The organism is Kitasatospora sp. NPDC059160 (assembly GCF_042755465.1).
Lineage (GTDB): Bacteria > Actinomycetota > Actinomycetes > Streptomycetales > Streptomycetaceae > Kitasatospora.
In genome coordinates this window covers 1-18,802 of sequence record NZ_JBHZCN010000095.1, presented here as the reverse complement: position 1 = coordinate 18,802, position 18,802 = coordinate 1, and the positions used below count along the sequence as shown (strand labels likewise).

Below are 18,802 nucleotides of genomic sequence, written 5' to 3'. Positions count from 1 at the left end.
GCCGGGCGCCCCGCCGAAGGCCGTCGGCCCGCATTCCGGGCCGACGGCCTTAACGGTGTCTAAGGGGTGATGGCCGCCGACCCTGACTTGTTTATACGCTCTTTCAGCACGCCGGTTCTCTGAACGCCCGTTCTCAGGAAGCCGGTTCCGGGACGCCGGCCCTTCCGCTACGACGGCCTCCCGGGCCGGGGGCCACTCGCCGCTCCGCCGGAATTCCTCCCATCGCATTCCGCGGCCACGGGGCGCCACGCGAAATCGCGACCGCCCCCGCCTCCGTTTTCTCCTCCCCTGCTATCGCTAAGGACTGAAATGACGCAATCGGCCGAGAATCGGTTGGACGGTCCGCTGGTCAAGCTGATCGTCGTCATGGCGCTCGCATCGGTCACCGCGACGCTGAACGCGACCATCGTCGGCGTCGGACTGAGCCCGCTGGCCGACAACTTCCACACCACGCTCACCACGGCCGAATGGGTCATCACCGGCTACCTGCTGGCGGTGGCCGCGACCATCCCGGTGACCGGCTGGGCGGTGGACCACTTCGGCGGCAAGAAGGTCTGGGTGTTCGGCCTGGTGCTCTACACCGTGACGGCCGTCGCCTCGGCGCTGTCCTGGAACATCGGCGCGCTGGTGACCTTCCGCATCCTCCAGGGCGTGGCGGCCGGCATCATCGAGCCGGTCATGATGACGCTCACCGCCCGCGCGGCCGGCCCGGCCCGGCTGGGCAAGGTGATGGGCCTGCTGGCACTGCCGATGACCCTCGGCCCGGTGATCGGCCCGATCCTCGGCGGGGTCATCGCGGACAACCTGCACTGGAGTTGGCTGTTCCTGGTGAACGTGCCGATCGTGCTGGCGGCGCTGGTGTTCTCGTTCAAGGTGGTTCCCGCCGACGTCCCCGCCGAGGGCGAGCGCGCGACCTTCGACGTGCTCGGCACCGTGCTGCTGAGCCCCGGCTTCGCCGTCCTGGTGTACGGGCTGTCGCAGACGGCCCACGAGGGCTTCGGCTCCCCCACCGTGCTGGTGTCGCTGCTGGTCGGGGTGGCGCTGGTGGCCGGCTTCGTGGTGCACGCGCTCACCACCCGCCGCACCCCGCTGATCGACGTGCGCCTGCTCGCCAACAAGGGCTTCACGGCCGCGGTCGTGGCGATGGCGCTCACCGGCGCGGCGGTGTTCTCGCTGTACGTCCTGCTGCCGCTCTACCAGCAGCAGGTGCACGGGCAGAGCCTGATGGCCAGCGGGCTGCTGCTGGCGCCCTTCGGGGTCGGCACCTTCCTCGGGATGCCGCTGGCCGGGCGGCTCAGCGACAAGGTCGGCGCCAACCTGCTGGTACCGGTCGGCGCCGCGCTGGTGGTGCTCGGCACCCTGGGCAACGCGCTGTCCTCCGGGACCACCGGCCAACTGGTGCTCGGAGTCTACGCGTTGGTCTCGGGCCTCGGCCTGGGCTGCGTCGGCGCGCCCACGCTCGCCTCGCTCTACCGGACCGTGCCGCTGGAGAAGACCTCGGGGGCGACCAGCACCATGCTGTCGCTGAACCAGGTCGGCGGCTCCTTCGGCGTGGCCCTGGTCGCGCTGCTGGTCCAGCGCGGGGTCGCGAACGGCGACTCGGTCCGGGACGCGTACTCCACCGCCTTCTGGTGGGAGCTGGCGATGACCGCGGTCATCGTGGCCGTCGGCCTGCTCCTGCCCGGCCGGCCCAAGGCCTTCGCGGCCGCCCCGGTGCTGGAGGAGGTCAGCCCGCAGGACAGCGGCGAGCCGGTGGCCTCCTGACCGGCGGACAGCGGCGCGCACCGGACGGGCCCGAGGGTCCGTCCGGTGCGCGCGGGTTCGTGCGGTGCGGGTGCTCGGGCAGCCGGTCAGCGGTCGACGAACTGCCGGCTGAACTCGGTGAGCCGGTCACCGGCGACCTGCCCGGCGGGCACCGCGGCCTCGATCGCCGCCAGCTCCTCGGCGCCGAGGGCGAGCGTCGCGGCGGCGAGGTTCTCCTCCAGGTGGTCGATCCGTCGGGTGCCCGGGATCGGGACCACGTCCTCGCCCCGGTGGTGCACCCAGGCCAGCGCCAACTGACCGACTGATACGCCGAGTTCGATGGAGAGCGGCTCCAGCCGGTCGACCAGCGCGAGGTTGCCCGGGAAGTTCTCCGGGGTGAACCTCGGCTGGGCGACCGTCCGGAAGTCGGTCGGCCCGAACACCTCGGCGGCCCGGTAGCGCCCGGTGAGCAGGCCCCGGCCGAGCGGCGCGTTCGGCACGATGCCGATGCCCAACTCACGCGCCAGCGGCACGACTTCGGTCTCCAGCTCGCGGGAGAACAGCGACCACTCGGTCTGCACCGCGGCCAGCGGGTGCACGGCGTGGGCGCGGCGGATGGTCTCCGGGGCCGCCTCGGAGAGCCCGATGTACCGCACCTTCCCGGCCCGGACGAGCTCGGCCAGCGCGCCGACCGTCTCCTCGATCGGCACCGAGGGGTCGATCCGGGCCGGGTAGAAGAGGTCGATGTGGTCCAGCCCGAGCCTCTCCAGCGAGGCGTCGGCGGCCTGCCGCACGTAGGCGGCGTCGCCGCGCACCGCCTGCCCGATCCCGTCGCCGGTGCGCAGCACCCCGAACTTGGTGGCCACCACCGCCTCGTCGCGCCGGCCGGCCACCGCCCGGCCGACCAACTCCTCGCTCAGGCCGTGCCCGTAGACGTCGGCGGTGTCGATCAGGGTGACCCCCAGGTCGAGCGCCCGACGGATGGTGGCGACGGCCTGCTCGGGATCGGTCGGGCCGTAGAACTCGCTCAGGCCGAGGGCGCCGAGCCCCTGGGCACCGACTTCCAGACCGCCCAGGCGGCGGGTGGGGACATCGTTCACTCGAATCGCTCCGTCATCGCTCGGGGTTCCGGTACTGCCTCCCCCAAGCGTGCCGAAGGGGGCTAAACCGCACCCAAACGGTGGCGGGGCGGTTCCGGTGGCGGAGCAGTGCCGGTGACGGGGCGGTGTCAGGCCCGTACGGCCGCGGGCGTCCGCCGGGCCGGGCCCTCGCCGCGCACCTCCAGGATGGTGCGCTGGAGGTTGCGCAGCCAGCAGCCCGGCTCCAGGCCGAGCTCCCGGTTGAGCGTGTCGCGGGCGGAGTGGTAGACGCCCAGGGCCTCGGCCTGCCGGCCCGAGCGCCACAGGGCCAGCATCAGCTGGGCGTAGAAGCTCTCCTGCAACGGGTGCTCGCGGATCAGGCAGCGCAGCTGGGAGACCACCTCGCGGTCCCGGGAGAGCATCAGCTTGGACTCCACCAGCAGTTCGCTGCACTCCAGTTGGAGCTCCTGGAGCCAGGCCGCGAAGGTGTTGACCACCGGACCGGCCTGCAGCCCGGCCAGCACCGGGCCGCGCCACAGGGCGACGATCCGCTCCAGCAGCTCGCAGGCCTCCTCGTACCGCCGCTCGCGCATCATCGCCCTGGCGGTCGGCAGCTGCTCCTGGAGGGCCTGGAAGTCGACGGCCCGCGGCGGCGTCCACAGGACGTAGCCGGGCGCCCGGGTGATGACCGGATCGGGCTCGCCGGGGCGGGTCAGCAGCTTGCGCAGCTGCGAGACGTACACGTAGACGGCGTCCCGGGCGCGCTGGGGCGGATCGGCGGGCCACAGCTCGCGCACCAGGTCGTCCACCGAGACCACCTGGCCCATCCGGGCGAGCAGGACGGCCAGCACCGTCTCGGTCTTGCGGGACGTGATGACGACCTGGCCGTCCGTGTCGCCGACCCTGAGCGGCCCGAGTACCTCGTACCTCACCGGTGCTCCTCCTCCGCGCTCACCCTGCCCACCGCCCTCCGCGCCGTGCGCACCGGCGCGACCGCGGTCGGCGGCCGGCGGCCGTCCAGCGCCTCAACAGCCCCTGGTGGACGGCTATTCCCGGAGGCCGGTCCGGGCCCGGGCGGGCCCGGACCGGCCCCGGTCACGACGCCCGGCGGTGCTCCTCGACCACCAGGCGGACCAGCGCCGCGCGGGAGCCGATGCCCAACTTCCGGTAGGTACGGGCGATGTGCACCTCGACGGTACGGGCGCTCAGCCCGAGCCGGTCGGCGATCTCGCGGCTGCGCAGCCCGGTGCCGGCGAGTTCGGCGATCTCCCGTTCCCGCCCGGTGAGCAGGTCCAGGGTCGGGCTGCCGTACGGACCGGCCCCGGCCGGCCCGCCGGTCGCGGGCGGCGGGGCGCCTCCCGGCGGACGGCCGGACCCGGCCCGGTCGGCCCCGTCGGGGCGGTCCTCGCCGCCCAGCCGCACGGTGGCCTCGGTGAGCAGGGCGCGCGATCCGGTGCGGGCCGCCATCTCGTCCGCCGCGGCCAGCAGTTGGCCGGCCACCCGGTCGTCGGCCGGGCCCCCGCGGCCGAGCGCGGTGAGGGCCGCGCCGAGCCAGTGCCCGGCCAGTTCGGTGTCCCCGGTGCGCAGCGCCGTACGGGTGGCCGCGGTGAGCACGGCCGCGTCCCGCGGGTCCAGCCCGGGGGTGGCCCGTTCGATGTGCGGGGCGAGCCGGTCGGCGGGGGCGCCGCGGGCCGTGAGGAGCTCGATGGCCCGGCGGTGGGCGTCGGCGCGCCAGCAGCTGTCGGCGCCGTCGTAGACCAGCCAGCGCACCAGCGGGTGCCGGAACCCGCTGTGCGGGCTGCCGGCGAGCGGTCGCAGCAGGTCGAGCCGGCGCAGTTCGTCGAGGATCCGGCAGGCCTCGTCCTGGGTGGTGCCGGCGACCGCGGCGACCCCGTGCGGGTCCAGCTCGGTGCCGAGCACCGCGGCGGCCGCGAGGACGAGCCGCTGGCGCGGGCCGAGGACGGCGAGTTCGGTGACCAGGTGGCGGGCCAGCCGGTCGGGCAGGGCGGCGTCCGGCGGCAGGCCCCGCAGGTCCGCAAGCGAGCCCTCGGGGCGGCCGGAGAGCCGGCCCGGGCAGACCCTGGCGAGGGCCAGCAGGTAGAGCGGGTTCCCGTGGGCGTCCCGGTGCAGGGCGCGCGTCCGGGGGTCGGTGGCGGGCAGGTCGAGCAGTTCGGCGGCCCGGGCCAGGTCGAGCCGGCCGAGCTCGATCCGGCGGGTGGTGCCGAGCTGGCTGCCGCGGGCCAGGCCCGCGAGCAGCCCCTGCGGGGCCTGCCGGGGCCGGTGGGCGACCACCAGCGCGAGCGGGGCGCGCACCGGCCAGCGGATCAGCCGGTCGAGCAGCGCGAGCGAGCCGGGGTCGGCCGCGTGGACGTCGTCCAGCACGATCAACAGGCCCCGGCAGGTGTGCTGTTCGAGCAGCGCGCAGAGGCGCTCCGGGACCGGGCAGCCGCCCGCCGGGTCCACCGACCCGGCGATCCGGCGCATCACCGCGAGCAGTTCGTCGCGCAGCCCGGCCCGGTCGGCAAGGCCGATCCAGGCGCGCAGGACCTGCACGAACAGGCTGCCGGCCATGCCCTGTTCGGCCGGGTCGGCCAGGGCGCGCAGCACGGTGAAGCCGCGGGCGGCGGCCTCCTCGGCGAGCGCGGTGAGCAGGCGGGACTTGCCGCTGCCCGGGTCTCCGGCGAGCTCCACCACCTGCTGCCGGCCGTTGGCCACTTCGTCGAGGACGGACTGGAGTTGGTTCAGTTCGGCGCGTCTGACGGTGTCCGTGCGGGCACGGTCGCGGGTCACGACGCGGGTCTCTCGGGCCTCTCGATCGTCCCGGGCTTCTCGGGCTTCGCGGATGTCTCGGGTCTGCTGGACTGCGATCACGGTTGCTGCCCCTTCCCCCTCCCCCGTGGCGGGCGGAACTGGCGGATCCCCCCAACCTCGGTCGATCGTAGCTTCGAACACCGATCAACTGGCCGGACGAAACAAGGATTTCACGATTCCCGCGACCGCTCCGGCGACCGCTGCGGAGCTCGCGTTTCAGAACCTGTTTGGCGCCGTGCGCCAGGCTCGGCCCCTCCACCGGTCCGGCCCGTGACCACCGACCGACCGGACCGATCCGACCCGAGGGGCCCGTCATGACCAGTCCGACCGGAGCCGATCCGCGGCTCGCACCGCCGCCGCGCGAACGGCGGCACACCCTGTACTTCCTGGAGGCGATCCGGGACTTCTCCCCGGTCTTCCTGGACACCGAGGTGGACGCCACCCGGCTGCTCGCCGACCGGGCCGCGGCCCGCGCGGCCGGACAGCGCCGCTCGGTGGTCGGCTACCTGCTGGTGGCCGCGGGCGGGGTGCTGGCCCGCCACCCGGCGGCCAACTCCGCCTACCGGGGCGGCCCGCGCCCCCGGGTGGCCGCGTTCCCGACGGTGTCCGGCAAGGTCACCCTGGACCGCACCCTCGGCGGCACCCGGGTGGTGCTGTCCACCGTCGTCCCCGAGCCGCACACCGCCGGCCTCGCCGAGGTGCAGCGCCGGCTGGACCGGGTGCTGGACGGCGACCCGGCCGAGCTCCCCGAGTTCGCCGGCATCCGCGCCCTGCACCGGCTGTCCTGGCTGCGCGGCCGCCTGCGGTTCGCCCGCGCGGCCCGCGACCTGCGGCTGCGCCCGCTGATCACCGGCACCTTCGCGGTCACCTCGCTCGGCCACCGGCCGGTCGACGGCTTCCACTCGGTGGGCGGCACCACCGTCACCCTGGGCGTCGGCCGGATCGTCGAGCGCCCCGTGGTCCGGGACGGCGCGATCGTCGCCGCGCCGGTGTTCCGGCTCAGCCTGGCCTTCGACCACCGGGTCATCGACGGCGCGGAGGCGGCGGACGTCCTGACCGAGATCCGGGCCGCACTGGAGGAGTGGCCCGCTCCCGGGGACGACGGAGCGCCTGGCGGGGCGACGGGCGAGGCGACAACCGGTCAGGCCGGCACGCCCGTCCCTTCGGAGGCGACGGCATGACCGGCCGCCCCCCGGCGAACGACCTCGCCGAACTCAAGCAGTTCGTGGTGGCCCAGGCGACCTCCCAGGGCATCACCCCCGACCGGTACGGGGCCGTGCTGGACGGTGTCGTGGACGACGGCGACGGCGGCCCCGGCTCCTGGGTGCGCCGCTGGACCGAGGCGGGCGACCGGCTGGAACGCGAGGGCAGGCTGCTGGAGGCCGGCCGCTACTACACGATGGCCCGCTTCCCCTACCCGTCCGGCTCGGCCCGCCGGGAGGCCGAGGAGCGCGCCCGGGACGTGTTCGCCCGCTGGGCCGCCGACTTCCCCGGCATCGAACGGATCGAGGTGCCCACCGCGGCCGGTCCGGTCGCCGCCTGGGCGGGCGGGCTGTCGGCGGAGCAGCCGCGACCGCTGCTGCTGATGTCCGGCGGGATCATCAGCCTCAAGGAGCAGTGGGCGCCGGTCCTGCTCCAGCTGGCCGAGTTCGGCCTGGCCGGGGTGGTCACCGAGATGCCGGGCGTCGGCGAGAACCCGCTGCCGTACGACCTGACGGCGCCCGCCCTGCTGCCCGCCGTCCTGGACGCCGTCGCCGACCGCGCCGACACCGCACGGACGTACGCGCTGGCGCTCAGTTTCAGCGGCAACCTGGCGCTGCACGCCGCGCTCGGCGACCCGCGCATCCGCGGCGTGGTCGGCGCCGGCCTGCCGGTGCACGACTTCTTCACCGACCGGGCGTGGCACGCCACCGTTCCCCGGGTCACCGTGGACACCCTCGCCCACCTCGCCCGCACCGACGCCGGCTCGGTGTTCGACGCCCTCGCCCCGCTCGCCCTGGACCCGGACCGGCTGAGCGCCGTCGACGTCCCGGTCGCCCTGGTCGCCAGCGCCCGGGACGAGATCATCCCGCCCTCCGACACCGACCGGCTGCGGCGCTCGCTGCGCAGCCTGCGCCTGCGGGTGCACGACGACGTGCACGGCTCGCCCCGGTTCTTCCCGCAGACCCGGCTGTGGACGCTGCTCACGGTGCTGCGGATGAGCGGCGGCCCGCTGGACCGCCGGCTCGCCCTCGGCGCCGAACTGCGCGCGCTGGACCGGCGCTAGCGACGGGCGGCAGGGAACGGAGGAGCGGCACCGGGGCCGTCCGCACGTACGTACGTAGTTCCGCTGATGCGCGGACGGCCCCCGTGGGACACCCTGAGCCGGACGACACGCCCTCAGGAGGCCCACGGTGAGATACCAGTTGCTCGGAAGCCTGCACGTCACCACGGAGCACGGCACCTCGGCCGTCAAGGCCCGGAACATGGAGGTGCTGCTCGCGACCCTGCTGGTCCGCGCCAACGAGGTGGTGCCCGTCCCGCAACTCGGCTTCGAGATCTGGGGGGACGCCCCGCCCCGACGCCACCTGGCGGCGATCCACGTCTACATCTCGCGGCTGCGCAAGCTGCTCGCCGACGGCCGCCCGGAGAGCGCCATCGTCACCCAGTCCCCCGGGTACGTGCTGCGCCTCGGCCCGGAGGACCGGCTGGACTCCGACGACTTCCAGCACCTGATGCAGACCGGACGGGCCGCCGCCCGGGACGGCCGCACCGAACAGGCCGCCGCCGCCTTCGAGGAGGCCCTCGCCCTGTGGCGCGGCCCCGCGCTCGGCGACCTGCGCTCCGGGCCGGTCCTGGAGGGCTTCACCACCTGGGCCGAGGAGGCCCGGCTGGAGTGCGTCGGCATGCACGTCGAGACCGGCCTGGCCACCGGGCGCCACCGCGAACTCATCGGCCGGCTCTACTCCTTGGTCGCCGAGCACCCGCTGCACGAGGCCTTCCACCGGCAGCTGATGATCGCCCTCTACCGCTCCGAGCGGCAGGCGGACGCCCTGCGGGTGTACCGCGCGGCCCACCGCACCATCACCGCCGAACTCGGCATCGAGCCCGGACGGGCGCTGCGCGAGGTGCAGCGGGCGATCCTGCTGTCCGACCGGCGGCTCGACCTGCTCCGCCCGCAGTGGGGCGAGCGCTCCGGGCCCGCCGAGCCGGGCGACCAGGCCGACCGGACCGAACGGCGGGCGGCGGCGTGAGCGCCGCGGCCGCCGTCTCCGCCTCCGTCGACAGCTCCCTGTGGGTGCGCCGGTTCGGCACCTCCGGGGGCCCCGGCACCCCTCGCACCCCCGCCCCGGCCGGCTCGGCCGACCCGCCGTTGCGCCTGCTCTGCCTGCCGCACGCCGGCGGCTCGGCCTCGGTCTTCCGACCCTGGGCCGCCGCGGCCGGGCCGGACGTCGAGGTGCTGGCCCTGCAGTACCCGGGCCGTCAGGACCGCTACCGGGAGCCCGCCGTCGCGGACCTCACCCGGCTCGCCGACCTGGCCGCGCCCGCCGTCCGGGCCGCCGTGGGCGACGGCCGCTACGCCCTGTTCGGCCACAGCATGGGCGCCCTGCTGGCCTTCGAACTCACCCGCCGACTGGAACGCGACGGCCGCGCCCCGGAGTTGCTCACCGTCTCCGGCCGCCGTGCCCCCTCCACCCGGCGCGACGGCGAGTACGCCCACCTCACCGACGACCGCTCCCTCGCCGCCCACCTGCGGGACCTCAGCGGAACCGACCCGCGGCTGCTCGCGGACGAGGAGGCCCTCCAGATGATCCTGCCGGCCGTCCGCGCCGATCTCGCCGCCGTGGGCGGCTACTTCGCCGGCCCGGAGGTCACCGTCGCAACCCCCGTCCTCGCCCTGATCGGCGACGCCGACCCCTGGGTCACCCCCACCGAGGCCGCCGCCTGGCAGCGCCACACCACGGCCGGCTTCGAGCTCGGGATCCACCCCGGCGGCCACTTCTACCTCGACGGACGCCGGCAGGAACTCCTCGCCCTCCTCGACGACCGCCTCACCACGGCCCGCCGCTGACCACCCACCGCGCCCCGCCGGAGTGGGAAGTCGACCCCGCCGACTTCCCACTCCGGCTTCCGCCGTTCCCGCCAGAGCCGGGAGCCGGGAGCCGGAGGCTTCTCCCCGAGCAGAAACCCGGCTGACAACCGCTGATGACTCCGCGACCATCAGGCGATGACCACAGAACCGCATCGGCTGTCCCTCCGCATCGTCGTGCCACCACTCGGAACCAGGGCCGGCGCCGAATGCCGACCGGTCGTCGACGGGCGGGACGTCCTGACCGACGTGTTCGACGAGGGGCCCGCAGAGGATCCTCGCTACCTGGTGGGCCCGAGCGCGCCGCTGCATGCGACCGACGTCCCTCGTGAGGTTCGGCTGGCCGAGGCCGGGTGCACCGAAGGGTGCTGCGGTGCGGTCTACGTGACGATCAGGCGCGAAGGGCAGCACGTGGTCTGGAGCGGCTGGCGCAACCCGGTCACCGAGGAGGTCGATCTCCCGGAGTTCCGCTTCGACGCCGATCAGTACGAGGCGGAGACCCACCGGGCCACGACGGACCGCAGCTGGGAGTGGCCGGCCCGAACGGTCGCCCGACTGCTGGAAGAGCGGCTCCGGGAGCACACCGACTGGCCGGCGGCGTGGGACTGCGAGCTGGACGGCGTCTCCGCCTGGCCCTGGGAACCCGACCGGATCACCGTCTTCCTGTTCCATCCCGGCCGGTCCGCGATCAGGGAGGGCCGCCCCTGGCTCCAGTTCAGGATGACCGTTGCGATCTCCGGAGACGACCCGGCCGACCAGGCCGAACGCCTTGAGGCGCGTCTCACGGCCGAGGATCCCCGCGAGGCCGCCGAGGTCTGCGGAGGTTCGAAGGCGTTCGCCGACCAGCTCGGCTACCCCTGGCCCGACCGTCGACGACGCGCTCGGACCGCGGGCGGGGCCGGGGAGGCAGCACGCCGGGAATAGGGGCTCTCCGCCGGTGGCGGGCTCCTGGGCCCGGGAGCGGGCCCAGGAGTGCGGGTCTACCGGGGTGCGGCGGGGTACGCGGCGGTCGCGCGGATCTCGACGAGGAGTCCCGGGCTGGCGAGGCCGCTCACCCCGATGATCGTCCAGGTCGGGTAGGGGGCTTCGACGAGGCGCCGCTTGGCCTCGACGAAGCCGGGCAGGTGCTGGTGGATGTCGACGTGGTAGCTGGTGACGTCGACGAGGGCGGACATGTCGAGGCCCTCCAGCCGGAGGATCTCCTCGATCTTCCGGAGGGCGATCCCGGTCTGCTCCTCGATGCCGTCCGGAATGGTTCCGTCGGCGCGGCGGCCGATCGTTCCGGCGATGAACAGGAGGCCGTGGGCGCGGACCGCGGCAGAGTAGCCGAAGCCCGCGAAGGCGCTGGTGGTCTGCCCGAAGACTGCGTTGTCCTCGGGGACCTCGACGGTGTGGACGGTCATGGCGGTGCTTGCCTTTCCTCGGTGACGGGAGTGGTGGGTCCGGTGGGGTCAGTCGCGCCAGCGGGACGAGCGGCCGGTGTGCTCCAGCCGGGTCCGGCCGAAGGTCTCGCGTTCGCGCAGGAGTTCGCCGGGGATCGTGTACCGGGGTGCGTTCCCGGGGTCCTTCGCGGCCTGCGCGACGATCGCGTCGGTGAGGGCGCGGATCATGTCCAGCCGCGGGTAGGCGGCGTGCACGGCGTCGGCCTGCTCGTCGGTGACGGCGTCGAGGCGGTCGGTGCCCGGTGAGCGGCCGAAGTCGAGGGCGACGCCCTCGCGGACGAGCAGGCACAGCGTGCCGCGGCGTTCCGCGATGCCCGGGGAGGTGTGCAGGGCGATGGCCTGCCAGACCTGGTCGGCTTCGGCGGCGGGGACCCCGCGGTCGGTCAGGAAGGCGGCGGCCCGGTCGGCGCCTTCGACCTCGAACCGCTGGCTGTGCGGGCCGTCCGCCGCTACGCCGAGGTCGTGCATCGCGCACGCGGCGAACAACAGGTCGTCCTGGTAGTCGTGGCCGGCGGCCAGGCCGAGGCGGTCGGCCACCAGCCGGGCGAACAGGTAGCTGCGGATGCTGTGGTTGAAGACGGACGGCGTTTCCACCGGCCGGATGAGGTTCACGACGGCGTCGGCGAGCGGTGTGCCGGGCAGCGTGATCAGGTCGGCGGTCGCCTCGTGGGTGGGTCCGGTCATGGGCTCAGCCTGGCCGCGACGCCCCTGACCTGGTGAGAGGCAAAATTTCCATACTTCGCTAGGATCCTGCCATGACGGTGCATCGAGTCGCGGTCCTGGCGCTGGACGGGGTCACCCCGCTCGACCTGGCGATCCCGGCGCAGATCTTCTCCAGCCGGCCGGAGACCCCCTACGAGATGACCCTGTGCGCGCCCACCGCGCGGGTGGCCACCAGTGCGGGCTTCGCCCTGGTCGCCGACGGGGGTCTGGAGCAGGTGCGGGCCGCCGACACCGTGGTCGTGCCGGGATTCGAACCGCTCCTCCCGTTGCCGGACGCCGTGCTCGACGTCCTGGCCGAAGCCCATGGCCGGGGCAGGCGCGTGGTGTCGATCTGCACGGGCGCCTTCGCACTGGCCGCGGCGGGCGTCCTGGACGGGCTGCACGCCACCACCCACTGGAAGCACATCGACGAGTTCGAGCGGGGCTTCCCGGCCGTCACGGTCGACCGCGACGTGCTCTACGTCGACGAGGGCGACGTGCTCACCTCGGCCGGGGTGTGCTGCGGCATCGACCTGTGCCTGCACATCGTGCGCCGCGACCTGGGGGCGGAGGCGGCCAACCGGATCGCCCGCGCTCTGGTCGCCGCCCCCCACCGGGACGGCGGGCAGGCCCAGTACGTGCCGGCTCCCGTCGCGGTGGCCGGTGAGGCCTCGCTCTCCGGCACCCGGGGCTGGGCCCTGCACCGGCTCGGCGAGCCGCTCACGCTGCGCGTGCTCGCCCGGCACGCGGGCCTCTCGCAGCGCACCTTCATGCGCCGGTTCACCGAGGAGACGGGCACGACCCCGTTGCAGTGGCTGCTCAACGCCCGGATCGGCCGGGCACGGGAGATGCTGGAGACCACGGAGCGCTCGGTGGACCAGGTGGCGCGGGACTGCGGGCTGGGCACGGCGGCCAACCTACGGCTGCACTTCCGACGCACCCTGGACACCACCCCCACCGCCTACCGCCGCACCTTCACCCGCTCGACCCCGCACGGTCCGGCCGGTTCACCGGCGGCCCCGTGCGCGACTGCGGGATGAGAGCGGGAAGGGCCCGGCGCCGGCCGGAGTCAGGCCCTTCCCCCTTGACTACAAGCCGAGTTGACGGTCGATCAGGTCGAACAGGGCGTCGCCGTCGGCCTCCTCCAGTCGGTCGGTGAAGTCGGCGTCCGGCTTCGCCGCGCGGGCGGCGCGGACCTGGTCGAGGGCTGCTTGGAGCCGGGCCGCCAGCTGGTCCAGTTCGCCCGCTCCGGCTGCTCCCGCCGCCCCGGCCGTCAGTTCGGCCAGGGTCGCTTCGACCTGGTCGAGACCGGCCGGCCCGGTGCGGTCCTCCGCCGGGGCCACCAGAGCGGTGAGGTGGCGGGCCAGGGCGGCGGCGGTGGGGTGGTCGAACAGCAGCGTGCTGGGCAGTCGCAGCCCGAGCAGGGTGCCCAGACGGCCGCGCAGTTCCACCGCGGTCAGCGAGTCCAGGCCCAGGTCCAGCAGCCCCCGCTCCACCGGTACGGCGGCCGGGTCGGCGTGGCCCAGGACCTCGCCGACCGAACGGCGCACCAGGTCCAGGACGGCCCGGCCGCGTTCCTGCGGGGGGAGCCCGGCGAGCACGTCCCGGCCTTCCGGAAGGGCGGGGGCCGGAAGGGCGGGGGCCGCCGCCGGGGCGGCGCCCGTCGGCCGGGAGCCGAGCAGCTCGCGCAGGGCGGCCGCCGGTCCGGTGCCGGGCCCGCCGGCCCCGGGTGCCGCCAGCCGGGCCGCGACCGCCACCGGACGGCCGGCCGCCAGGGCCTCGTCCAGCAGCCCGAGGGCGCTCGCGGCGGGCAGCGGGGCGATCCCGGTCCGGGCGATCCGGGCCCGGTCGGCCGCGCTCAGGGCCTCCCCCATGCCTTCGCCCTCCCACAGGCCCCACGGGAGGGACAGCGCGGGCAGGCCGAGTTCGTGGCGGTGCCCGGCGAGGGCGTCGAGGAAGGAGTTCGCGGCGGCGTACGAGCCCTGCCCGGCCGTCCCGAGCACTCCGGCGACCGAGGAGAACAGCACGAAGGCGTGCAGCGGCAGTTCCCCGGTCGCCTCGTGCAGCGCCCAGGCGCCGTCGACCTTCGGCCGCAGCACGGCGGCGACCCGCTCCGCCGTCAGGCCCTCGACCAGCCCGTCGTCCAGGACGCCGGCGGCGTGCACCAGCCCGGTGACCGGAAGGCCGTCCGGCGCCTGCGCCAGCGCGGCCCGTACGGCCTGCGGATCGGCCACGTCGCCCGCGACCGGGACCGCCACGGCCCCCAGGGCCGCCAGTTCCTCCGCCAGCCCGGGCGCCACCCGCCCGCTCCGGCTCATCAGCACCAGCCCGCGCACCCCGTGGGCCGCCACCAGGTGCCGCACCAGGACCGCCGCCAGCGCGCCGGACGCGCCGGTGACCAGGACGCTCCCGGGACCGAACGCCCCGGTCGCCCGGGGCTCGCCGGTCGCGCCGGCCTGTGCGGCTCCAGCAGCCGCCGCTGTCAGGCGCGGGGCCAGGATCCGCCCGGCCCGCAGCAGGAGGTGCGGTTCGTCCTCGGGCCAGGCCACGGCGGGGAGTTCCGCGAGGCGGTCGGCCGGGAGGTCGGTGTCCACCAGCAGGACGCGGCCGGGGTGTTCGGCCGCGGCGGAGCGGACCAGCCCGCCGGCCGCCGCCGCGGCGAGCGCCGCCGGGCCGCCCGCGGCCGCGGCGGGCAGGACGACGACGAGACGGGAGGCCTCGTACCGGCGCCCGGTCAGCCAGGTCCGCAGGGCGGTCAGGGCCCAGCCGGTGGCGTGGGCCACCTGCTCGGGCACGGGACGGTCCGCCGGGAGCGGTGGCAGGGGCAGCAGGACGACCGGCGGCACCGGGCCGGTCAGGTCGGCCGGGCTCTCCACCAGGGCCGCCGGGCGCGGGGCCGCCGGGAGGGCGAGCGGGCGGGTGCCGGGGACGAGCAGCGGGTCGGCGGGGCGGGCGGCACCGAACCGCCCGGCCGGGACCTCGGCGAGTTCGAGGGCGGCCGCGTGCAGCAGCGGGGCGCCGTCAGCGTCGTAGAGGGTCACGGCGGCGCGGTGCTCCCCGTCCGGCGCGATCCGGGCCCGCAGCGCTCCGGCGGGGACGGCCCGGTACGCACGGACCTCGCGCCAGGCGGCGGGCAGTCGCAGGGTGGTGCGCCCGTCGGACGGCAGTCCGGCGTGGGCCCAGGGGTGGAGGGCGGCGTCCAGGGCCGCGGGCGGCACGGCGAAGCGAAGGTCGCCGTCAAGGGCTCCTTCGGCGGGGCCCGCGAGTGCGGCCCACAGGGTGCCGTCGGGCTGCTGCCAGGCGGCGGTGACGGTGCGGAAGGCGCCGCCGTAGCCGAGGCCGTGGGCGTCGAGGGCGGCGTACAGCTCCTCGACGCCGACCGGCCGGGCGCCGGGCGGCGGCCAGCTGCCCGCGGGCGGAACCGGCGCCGTCGGGGCGGGCGCCGTCGGAGCGGGCGCGAGCACGCCGGTGGCGTACCTGGTCCAGGGCTCCTCGGCGGCGCCGTCGGGCCGGGCATGGATGCGCACGGCCCGCTCGCCGCCGTCGTCCGCCCGGTCCAGCGCGACCTGGAGCCGCAGCGCTCCGTCGGCCGGCAGCAGCAGCGGGGCCTCCAGGTCGAGTGCGGCGACCACGGGCAGCCTGGCGGTGCGGCCCGCGTGCAGGGCGAGGTCGAGCAGGGCGGTCGCGGGCAGCACGGTCGCGCCGGCCACGGTGTGCCCGGCGAGCCAGGGGTGCTCGCGCCGGTCCAGGCGGCCGGTGAGGACCGTCCCGGTGCCGTCGGCGAGGTCGACGGCGGCGCCGAGGAAGGGGTGGCCGGCGGTGCTGAGCCCGGCGGCCCGCACGTCGCCCGCCGGGGCCGGGGCGTCGAGCCAGTGCCGGGTGCGCTGGAAGGGGTAGGTCGGCAGGCCGGGGTGCGGGGCCCCGGCCGCGCCCAGCACGGCGGGCCAGTCGACGCTGCCGCCCGCGGTGTGCACGGCGGCGACGGCCCGCAGCAGGGTGGCCGCCTCGCCGCGCCCGCGCCGCAGCACCGCCGCCGTGACGGCGGGCGGGTCCTGCGGGTCCTGCCGGTGCTGCGGATCCCGAGGGCTCTCCGGGGCCTGCGGCCCTTCGGCCAGCACGTCCTCGACCAGGGCGGTCAGCAGGGTGTCCGGCCCGATCTCCAGGTAGCGCACGGTGCCGAGCCCGCGCAGCGCCCGGACGCCGTCGGCGAACCGGACGGTACCGCGCACGTGACGGGCCCAGTAGTCGGGCGAGGCGGTCTCCTCCGGACCGGCCGGGCGGCCGGTCAGGTCGGAGACGAACGGGACGGTCGGACGGCCGAAGGCGAGACCGCCGAGGGCGGCCCGGAAGTCGTCCAGCATCGGGTCCATCAGCGGGGAGTGGAAGGCGTGGCTGACGGTCAGCCGGCGAGCCTTGGCCCCCGTCGCGGCGAGCCGGGCGGCGACCGCGAGCACGGCGTCCTCCTCACCGGAGACGACGGTGGCCCGCGGACCGTTGACGGCGGCCACCGAGACCCGCTCGGTGTACCCCTCCAGCGCGGCGAGGACCTCCGGCTCGGAGGCCCGGAAGGAGAGCATGGCGCCCTCGGCGGGCAGCGCGTCCATCAGCCGGCTGCGCGCGGCGACCAGGGCGACGGCGTCCGCCAGGGTGAGCACCCCCGCGGTGTGGGCCGCGGCGACGGCGCCGATCGAGTGCCCGAGCACGGCGTCCGGCCGCACCCCCCAGTGGGCGAGCAGCCGCACCAGGGCGAACTCCACCGCGAACAGAGCGGGTTGGGTGTAGGCGGTGCGGTCCAGCAGGCCGGTGTCCTCGAACAGGACCTCCCGCAGCGGCCGTTCCAGGTGCGGGGTGAAGGCCGCGCACACCTCGTCGAGGGCGGCCGCGAACTCCGCGTGGGTCGCGTACAACTCCTGTGCCATGCCCACGCGTTGGCTGCCCTGGCCGGTGAAGACGAAGGCCGTCCGGCCGCCCCGGGCGGCGGCGCGCAGCAGGCCCGGGGAGTCCGTCCCGGCGGCCAGCGCCCGCAGCCCGTCGAGCAGTTCGGCGCGGGAGCCGCCGACCACCGCCGCGCGCTGCTCGAAGGCCGTCCGGGTGGCGGCCAAGGCGGCGCCCGCAGCGGCGAGTTGCTCCTCGGGCAGGTCGGCGGCGAAGGCCAGCAGCCGCTGCGCCTGGTCGCGCAGCGCCGGTTCGGTGCGCGCCGACACCGGCCAGGCCACCGGCGCGGCGGGCTCGGTCGCAGCGGTAGCAGTGGTCCCAGCCGGCACGGTGGTGTCCGGCGCCTGCTCCAGGATCACGTGCGCGTTGGTGCCGCTGATCCCGAAGGAGGACACGCCCGCCCGGCGCGGCCGGTCGAGCTCCGGCCACTCCCGTGCCTCGGCGAGCAGTTCCACCGCGCCGGCCGTCCAGTCCACGTGCGGCGAGGGCGCGTCCAGGTGCAGGGTCGCGGGCAGCCGGCCGTGCCGGATGGCCTCGACCATCTTGATCACGCCCGCCACGCCCGCCGCCGCCTGGCTGTGGCCGATGTTCGACTTGATCGAGCCCAGCCACAGCGGGTGCCCGGCCGGGCGCCCCTGCCCGTACGTCGCCAGCAGGGCCTGGGCCTCGATCGGGTCGCCGAGGCGGGTGCCCGTCCCGTGCGCCTCGACCGCGTCCACGCCGTCCGCCGTCAGCCGGGCGGCGGCCAGCGCGGCCCGGATCACCCGCTGCTGGGCGGGGCCGTTCGGCGCCGTCAGGCCGTTCGACGCGCCGTCCTGGTTGACGGCCGTGCCCCGCACCAGGGCCAGCACCGGATGCCCGTTGCGGCGGGCGTCGGAGAGGCGCTCCAGGACGAGCACGCCCGCGCCCTCGGCCCAGCCGGTGCCGTCGGCTCCGGCCGCGAAGGGCTTGCAGCGCCCGTCCGGGGCCAGCCCGCGCTGGCGGCTGAACTCGACGAAGGTGGCGGGGGTGGCCATCACGGTGACGCCGCCGGCCAGGGCGAGGGTGGCCTCGCCGCTGCGCAGCGCCTGGGCGGCCAGGTGCAGCGCGACCAGCGAGGAGGAGCAGGCGGTGTCCACCGTGACGGCCGGGCCCTCCAGTCCGAGCGCGTAGGAGACCCGGCCGGAGGCGACGCTGCCGGCGCTGCCGCTGACCAGGTAGCCCTCGTAGCCCTCCGGCGCCTCGGGCGCCTGGCTGAGCCGGGAGCCGTAGTCGTCGTACATCACGCCGACGAAGACGCCGGTCCGGCTGCCGCGCAGCGCGCCCGGGTCGATGCCGGCCCGCTCGACGGCCTCCCAGGCGGTTTCCAGCAGGATCCGCTGCTGCGGGTCGGTGGCCAGCGCCTCGCGCGGGCTCATGCCGAAGAAGGCGGGGTCGAAGTCGGCGGCGTCGTAGAGGAACCCGCCCTCGCGGGCGGCGGACGTGCCGGGCCGCTCCTGGTCCGGGTGGAAGAGCCGGTCCAGGCGCCAGCCCCGGTCCTCGGGGAACGGGCCGACCGCGTCGACCCGGTCGGCGACCAGCTGCCACAGCTCCTCGGCGGAGCGCACCCCGCCGGGGTAGCGGCAGCCGATTCCGACGATGGCGATCGGGTCGTCGGCGGCCTCGACCGGCGGCTCCGCCGACCGATTCGCCGACCGGTCCTCCGCCCGGTCCTCGCCGACGCCGGGGACCGACGGCAGCAGCGCGTCGCCCAGGTGGGCGGCCAGCGCCGCCGGGCTCGGGTGGTCGAAGACCAGGGTGCTGGAGAGTGCCAGGCCGGTGGTCGCGTTCAGCCGGTTGCGCAGGTCGACGGCGGCCAGCGAGTCGAAGCCCTGCTCGGTGAAGGAGCGGTCCTGCTCGACGGCCTGCGGTCCGCCGTGCCCGAGCACCGCGGCAGTGGCGGTGCGGACCAACTCGACCAGCAGCAGGGCGCGTTCGGACTCCGGCAGGGCCGCGAGGCGGTCCGCGAGCGGGGTCGCGCCCGGCCCGGCTGCCGCCGGGGC

Annotated in this window: 13 protein-coding genes; 7 read left to right on the top strand and 6 right to left on the bottom strand. The window is 75.9% G+C overall.

The window, feature by feature from the left end:
• Positions 1-309: 309 nt before the first annotated feature.
• On the top strand, positions 310-1,764 hold the full coding sequence (locus ACFXOZ_RS32240; protein WP_380593556.1) for a DHA2 family efflux MFS transporter permease subunit: 1,455 nt from the start codon (positions 310-312) through the stop codon (positions 1,762-1,764).
• Positions 1,765-1,850: 86 nt separating this feature from the next.
• Here the strand turns inward: ACFXOZ_RS32240 and ACFXOZ_RS32235 are convergent, their stop codons facing one another.
• The 3 genes from ACFXOZ_RS32235 to ACFXOZ_RS32225 form a co-directional block, all read right to left on the bottom strand.
• Positions 1,851-2,843, bottom strand: a complete 993-nt coding sequence (locus ACFXOZ_RS32235; protein ID WP_380593555.1) for an aldo/keto reductase — start codon at positions 2,841-2,843, stop codon at positions 1,851-1,853.
• A 128-nt stretch (positions 2,844-2,971) separates the two neighbouring features.
• Positions 2,972-3,754 (bottom strand): BTAD domain-containing putative transcriptional regulator, encoded by a 783-nt coding sequence (locus ACFXOZ_RS32230; protein WP_380528064.1) that lies wholly within the window; start codon positions 3,752-3,754, stop codon positions 2,972-2,974.
• A gap of 163 nt (positions 3,755-3,917) precedes the next feature.
• Positions 3,918-5,612 carry an AAA family ATPase gene (locus tag ACFXOZ_RS32225; protein ID WP_380528059.1) on the bottom strand — a complete coding sequence of 565 codons (1,695 nt, stop codon included), beginning with the start codon at positions 5,610-5,612 and terminating at the stop codon, positions 3,918-3,920.
• A gap of 335 nt (positions 5,613-5,947) precedes the next feature.
• On the opposite strand from ACFXOZ_RS32225, the gene ACFXOZ_RS32220 reads away from it, so the two are divergent.
• The 5 genes from ACFXOZ_RS32220 to ACFXOZ_RS32200 all read left to right on the top strand — a co-directional run bounded on the left by ACFXOZ_RS32220 (position 5,948) and on the right by ACFXOZ_RS32200 (position 10,626).
• Positions 5,948-6,814, top strand: a complete 867-nt coding sequence (locus tag ACFXOZ_RS32220) for a 2-oxo acid dehydrogenase subunit E2 (protein ID WP_380528054.1) — start codon at positions 5,948-5,950, stop codon at positions 6,812-6,814.
• The gene (locus ACFXOZ_RS32215) at positions 6,811-7,899 is read left to right on the top strand and encodes an alpha/beta hydrolase (protein ID WP_380593554.1); all 1,089 of its coding nucleotides are present in this window, start codon (positions 6,811-6,813) and stop codon (positions 7,897-7,899) included. The genes ACFXOZ_RS32220 and ACFXOZ_RS32215 overlap by 4 nt, the downstream gene beginning before the upstream one ends.
• A gap of 127 nt (positions 7,900-8,026) precedes the next feature.
• A complete protein-coding gene (locus ACFXOZ_RS32210; protein ID WP_375893178.1) occupies positions 8,027-8,866 on the top strand; it encodes a BTAD domain-containing putative transcriptional regulator in 840 nt (279 codons plus the stop codon).
• The gene (locus tag ACFXOZ_RS32205) at positions 8,863-9,684 is read left to right on the top strand and encodes a thioesterase II family protein (protein ID WP_380593553.1); all 822 of its coding nucleotides are present in this window, start codon (positions 8,863-8,865) and stop codon (positions 9,682-9,684) included. The genes ACFXOZ_RS32210 and ACFXOZ_RS32205 overlap by 4 nt, the downstream gene beginning before the upstream one ends.
• A gap of 156 nt (positions 9,685-9,840) precedes the next feature.
• Positions 9,841-10,626: a hypothetical protein gene (locus ACFXOZ_RS32200; protein ID WP_380593552.1), complete on the top strand. Its 786-nt coding sequence runs from the start codon at positions 9,841-9,843 to the stop codon at positions 10,624-10,626.
• A gap of 56 nt (positions 10,627-10,682) precedes the next feature.
• Here ACFXOZ_RS32200 and ACFXOZ_RS32195 read toward each other — a convergent pair whose 3' ends face one another.
• Both ACFXOZ_RS32195 and ACFXOZ_RS32190 read right to left on the bottom strand, forming a co-directional pair.
• The gene (locus tag ACFXOZ_RS32195) at positions 10,683-11,105 is read right to left on the bottom strand and encodes a RidA family protein (RefSeq protein ID WP_380528037.1); all 423 of its coding nucleotides are present in this window, start codon (positions 11,103-11,105) and stop codon (positions 10,683-10,685) included.
• A 48-nt stretch (positions 11,106-11,153) separates the two neighbouring features.
• Positions 11,154-11,828 carry an HD domain-containing protein gene (locus ACFXOZ_RS32190; RefSeq protein ID WP_380528032.1) on the bottom strand — a complete coding sequence of 225 codons (675 nt, stop codon included), beginning with the start codon at positions 11,826-11,828 and terminating at the stop codon, positions 11,154-11,156.
• A gap of 71 nt (positions 11,829-11,899) precedes the next feature.
• On the opposite strand from ACFXOZ_RS32190, the gene ACFXOZ_RS32185 reads away from it, so the two are divergent.
• A complete protein-coding gene (locus tag ACFXOZ_RS32185; RefSeq protein WP_380528028.1) occupies positions 11,900-12,886 on the top strand; it encodes a GlxA family transcriptional regulator in 987 nt (328 codons plus the stop codon).
• Between the two features lie 48 nt (positions 12,887-12,934).
• Here ACFXOZ_RS32185 and ACFXOZ_RS32180 read toward each other — a convergent pair.
• Positions 12,935-18,802 (bottom strand): SDR family NAD(P)-dependent oxidoreductase (locus ACFXOZ_RS32180; protein WP_380593551.1); only part of this gene is annotated, 5,868 nt, incomplete at its 5' end.

Excerpts from the sequence above, each read along its gene's own strand:
- ACFXOZ_RS32240 (WP_380593556.1), top strand. The coding sequence starts at position 310 with ATGACGCAATCGGCCGAGAATCGGTTGGACGGTCCGCTGGTCAAGCTG.
- ACFXOZ_RS32220 (WP_380528054.1), top strand. The coding sequence starts at position 5,948 with ATGACCAGTCCGACCGGAGCCGATCCGCGGCTCGCACCGCCGCCGCGC.
- ACFXOZ_RS32215 (WP_380593554.1), top strand. The coding sequence starts at position 6,811 with ATGACCGGCCGCCCCCCGGCGAACGACCTCGCCGAACTCAAGCAGTTC.
- ACFXOZ_RS32200 (WP_380593552.1), top strand. The coding sequence starts at position 9,841 with ATGACCACAGAACCGCATCGGCTGTCCCTCCGCATCGTCGTGCCACCA.
- ACFXOZ_RS32195 (WP_380528037.1), bottom strand. The coding sequence starts at position 11,105 with ATGACCGTCCACACCGTCGAGGTCCCCGAGGACAACGCAGTCTTCGGG.
- ACFXOZ_RS32190 (WP_380528032.1), bottom strand. The coding sequence starts at position 11,828 with ATGACCGGACCCACCCACGAGGCGACCGCCGACCTGATCACGCTGCCC.
- ACFXOZ_RS32185 (WP_380528028.1), top strand. The coding sequence starts at position 11,900 with ATGACGGTGCATCGAGTCGCGGTCCTGGCGCTGGACGGGGTCACCCCG.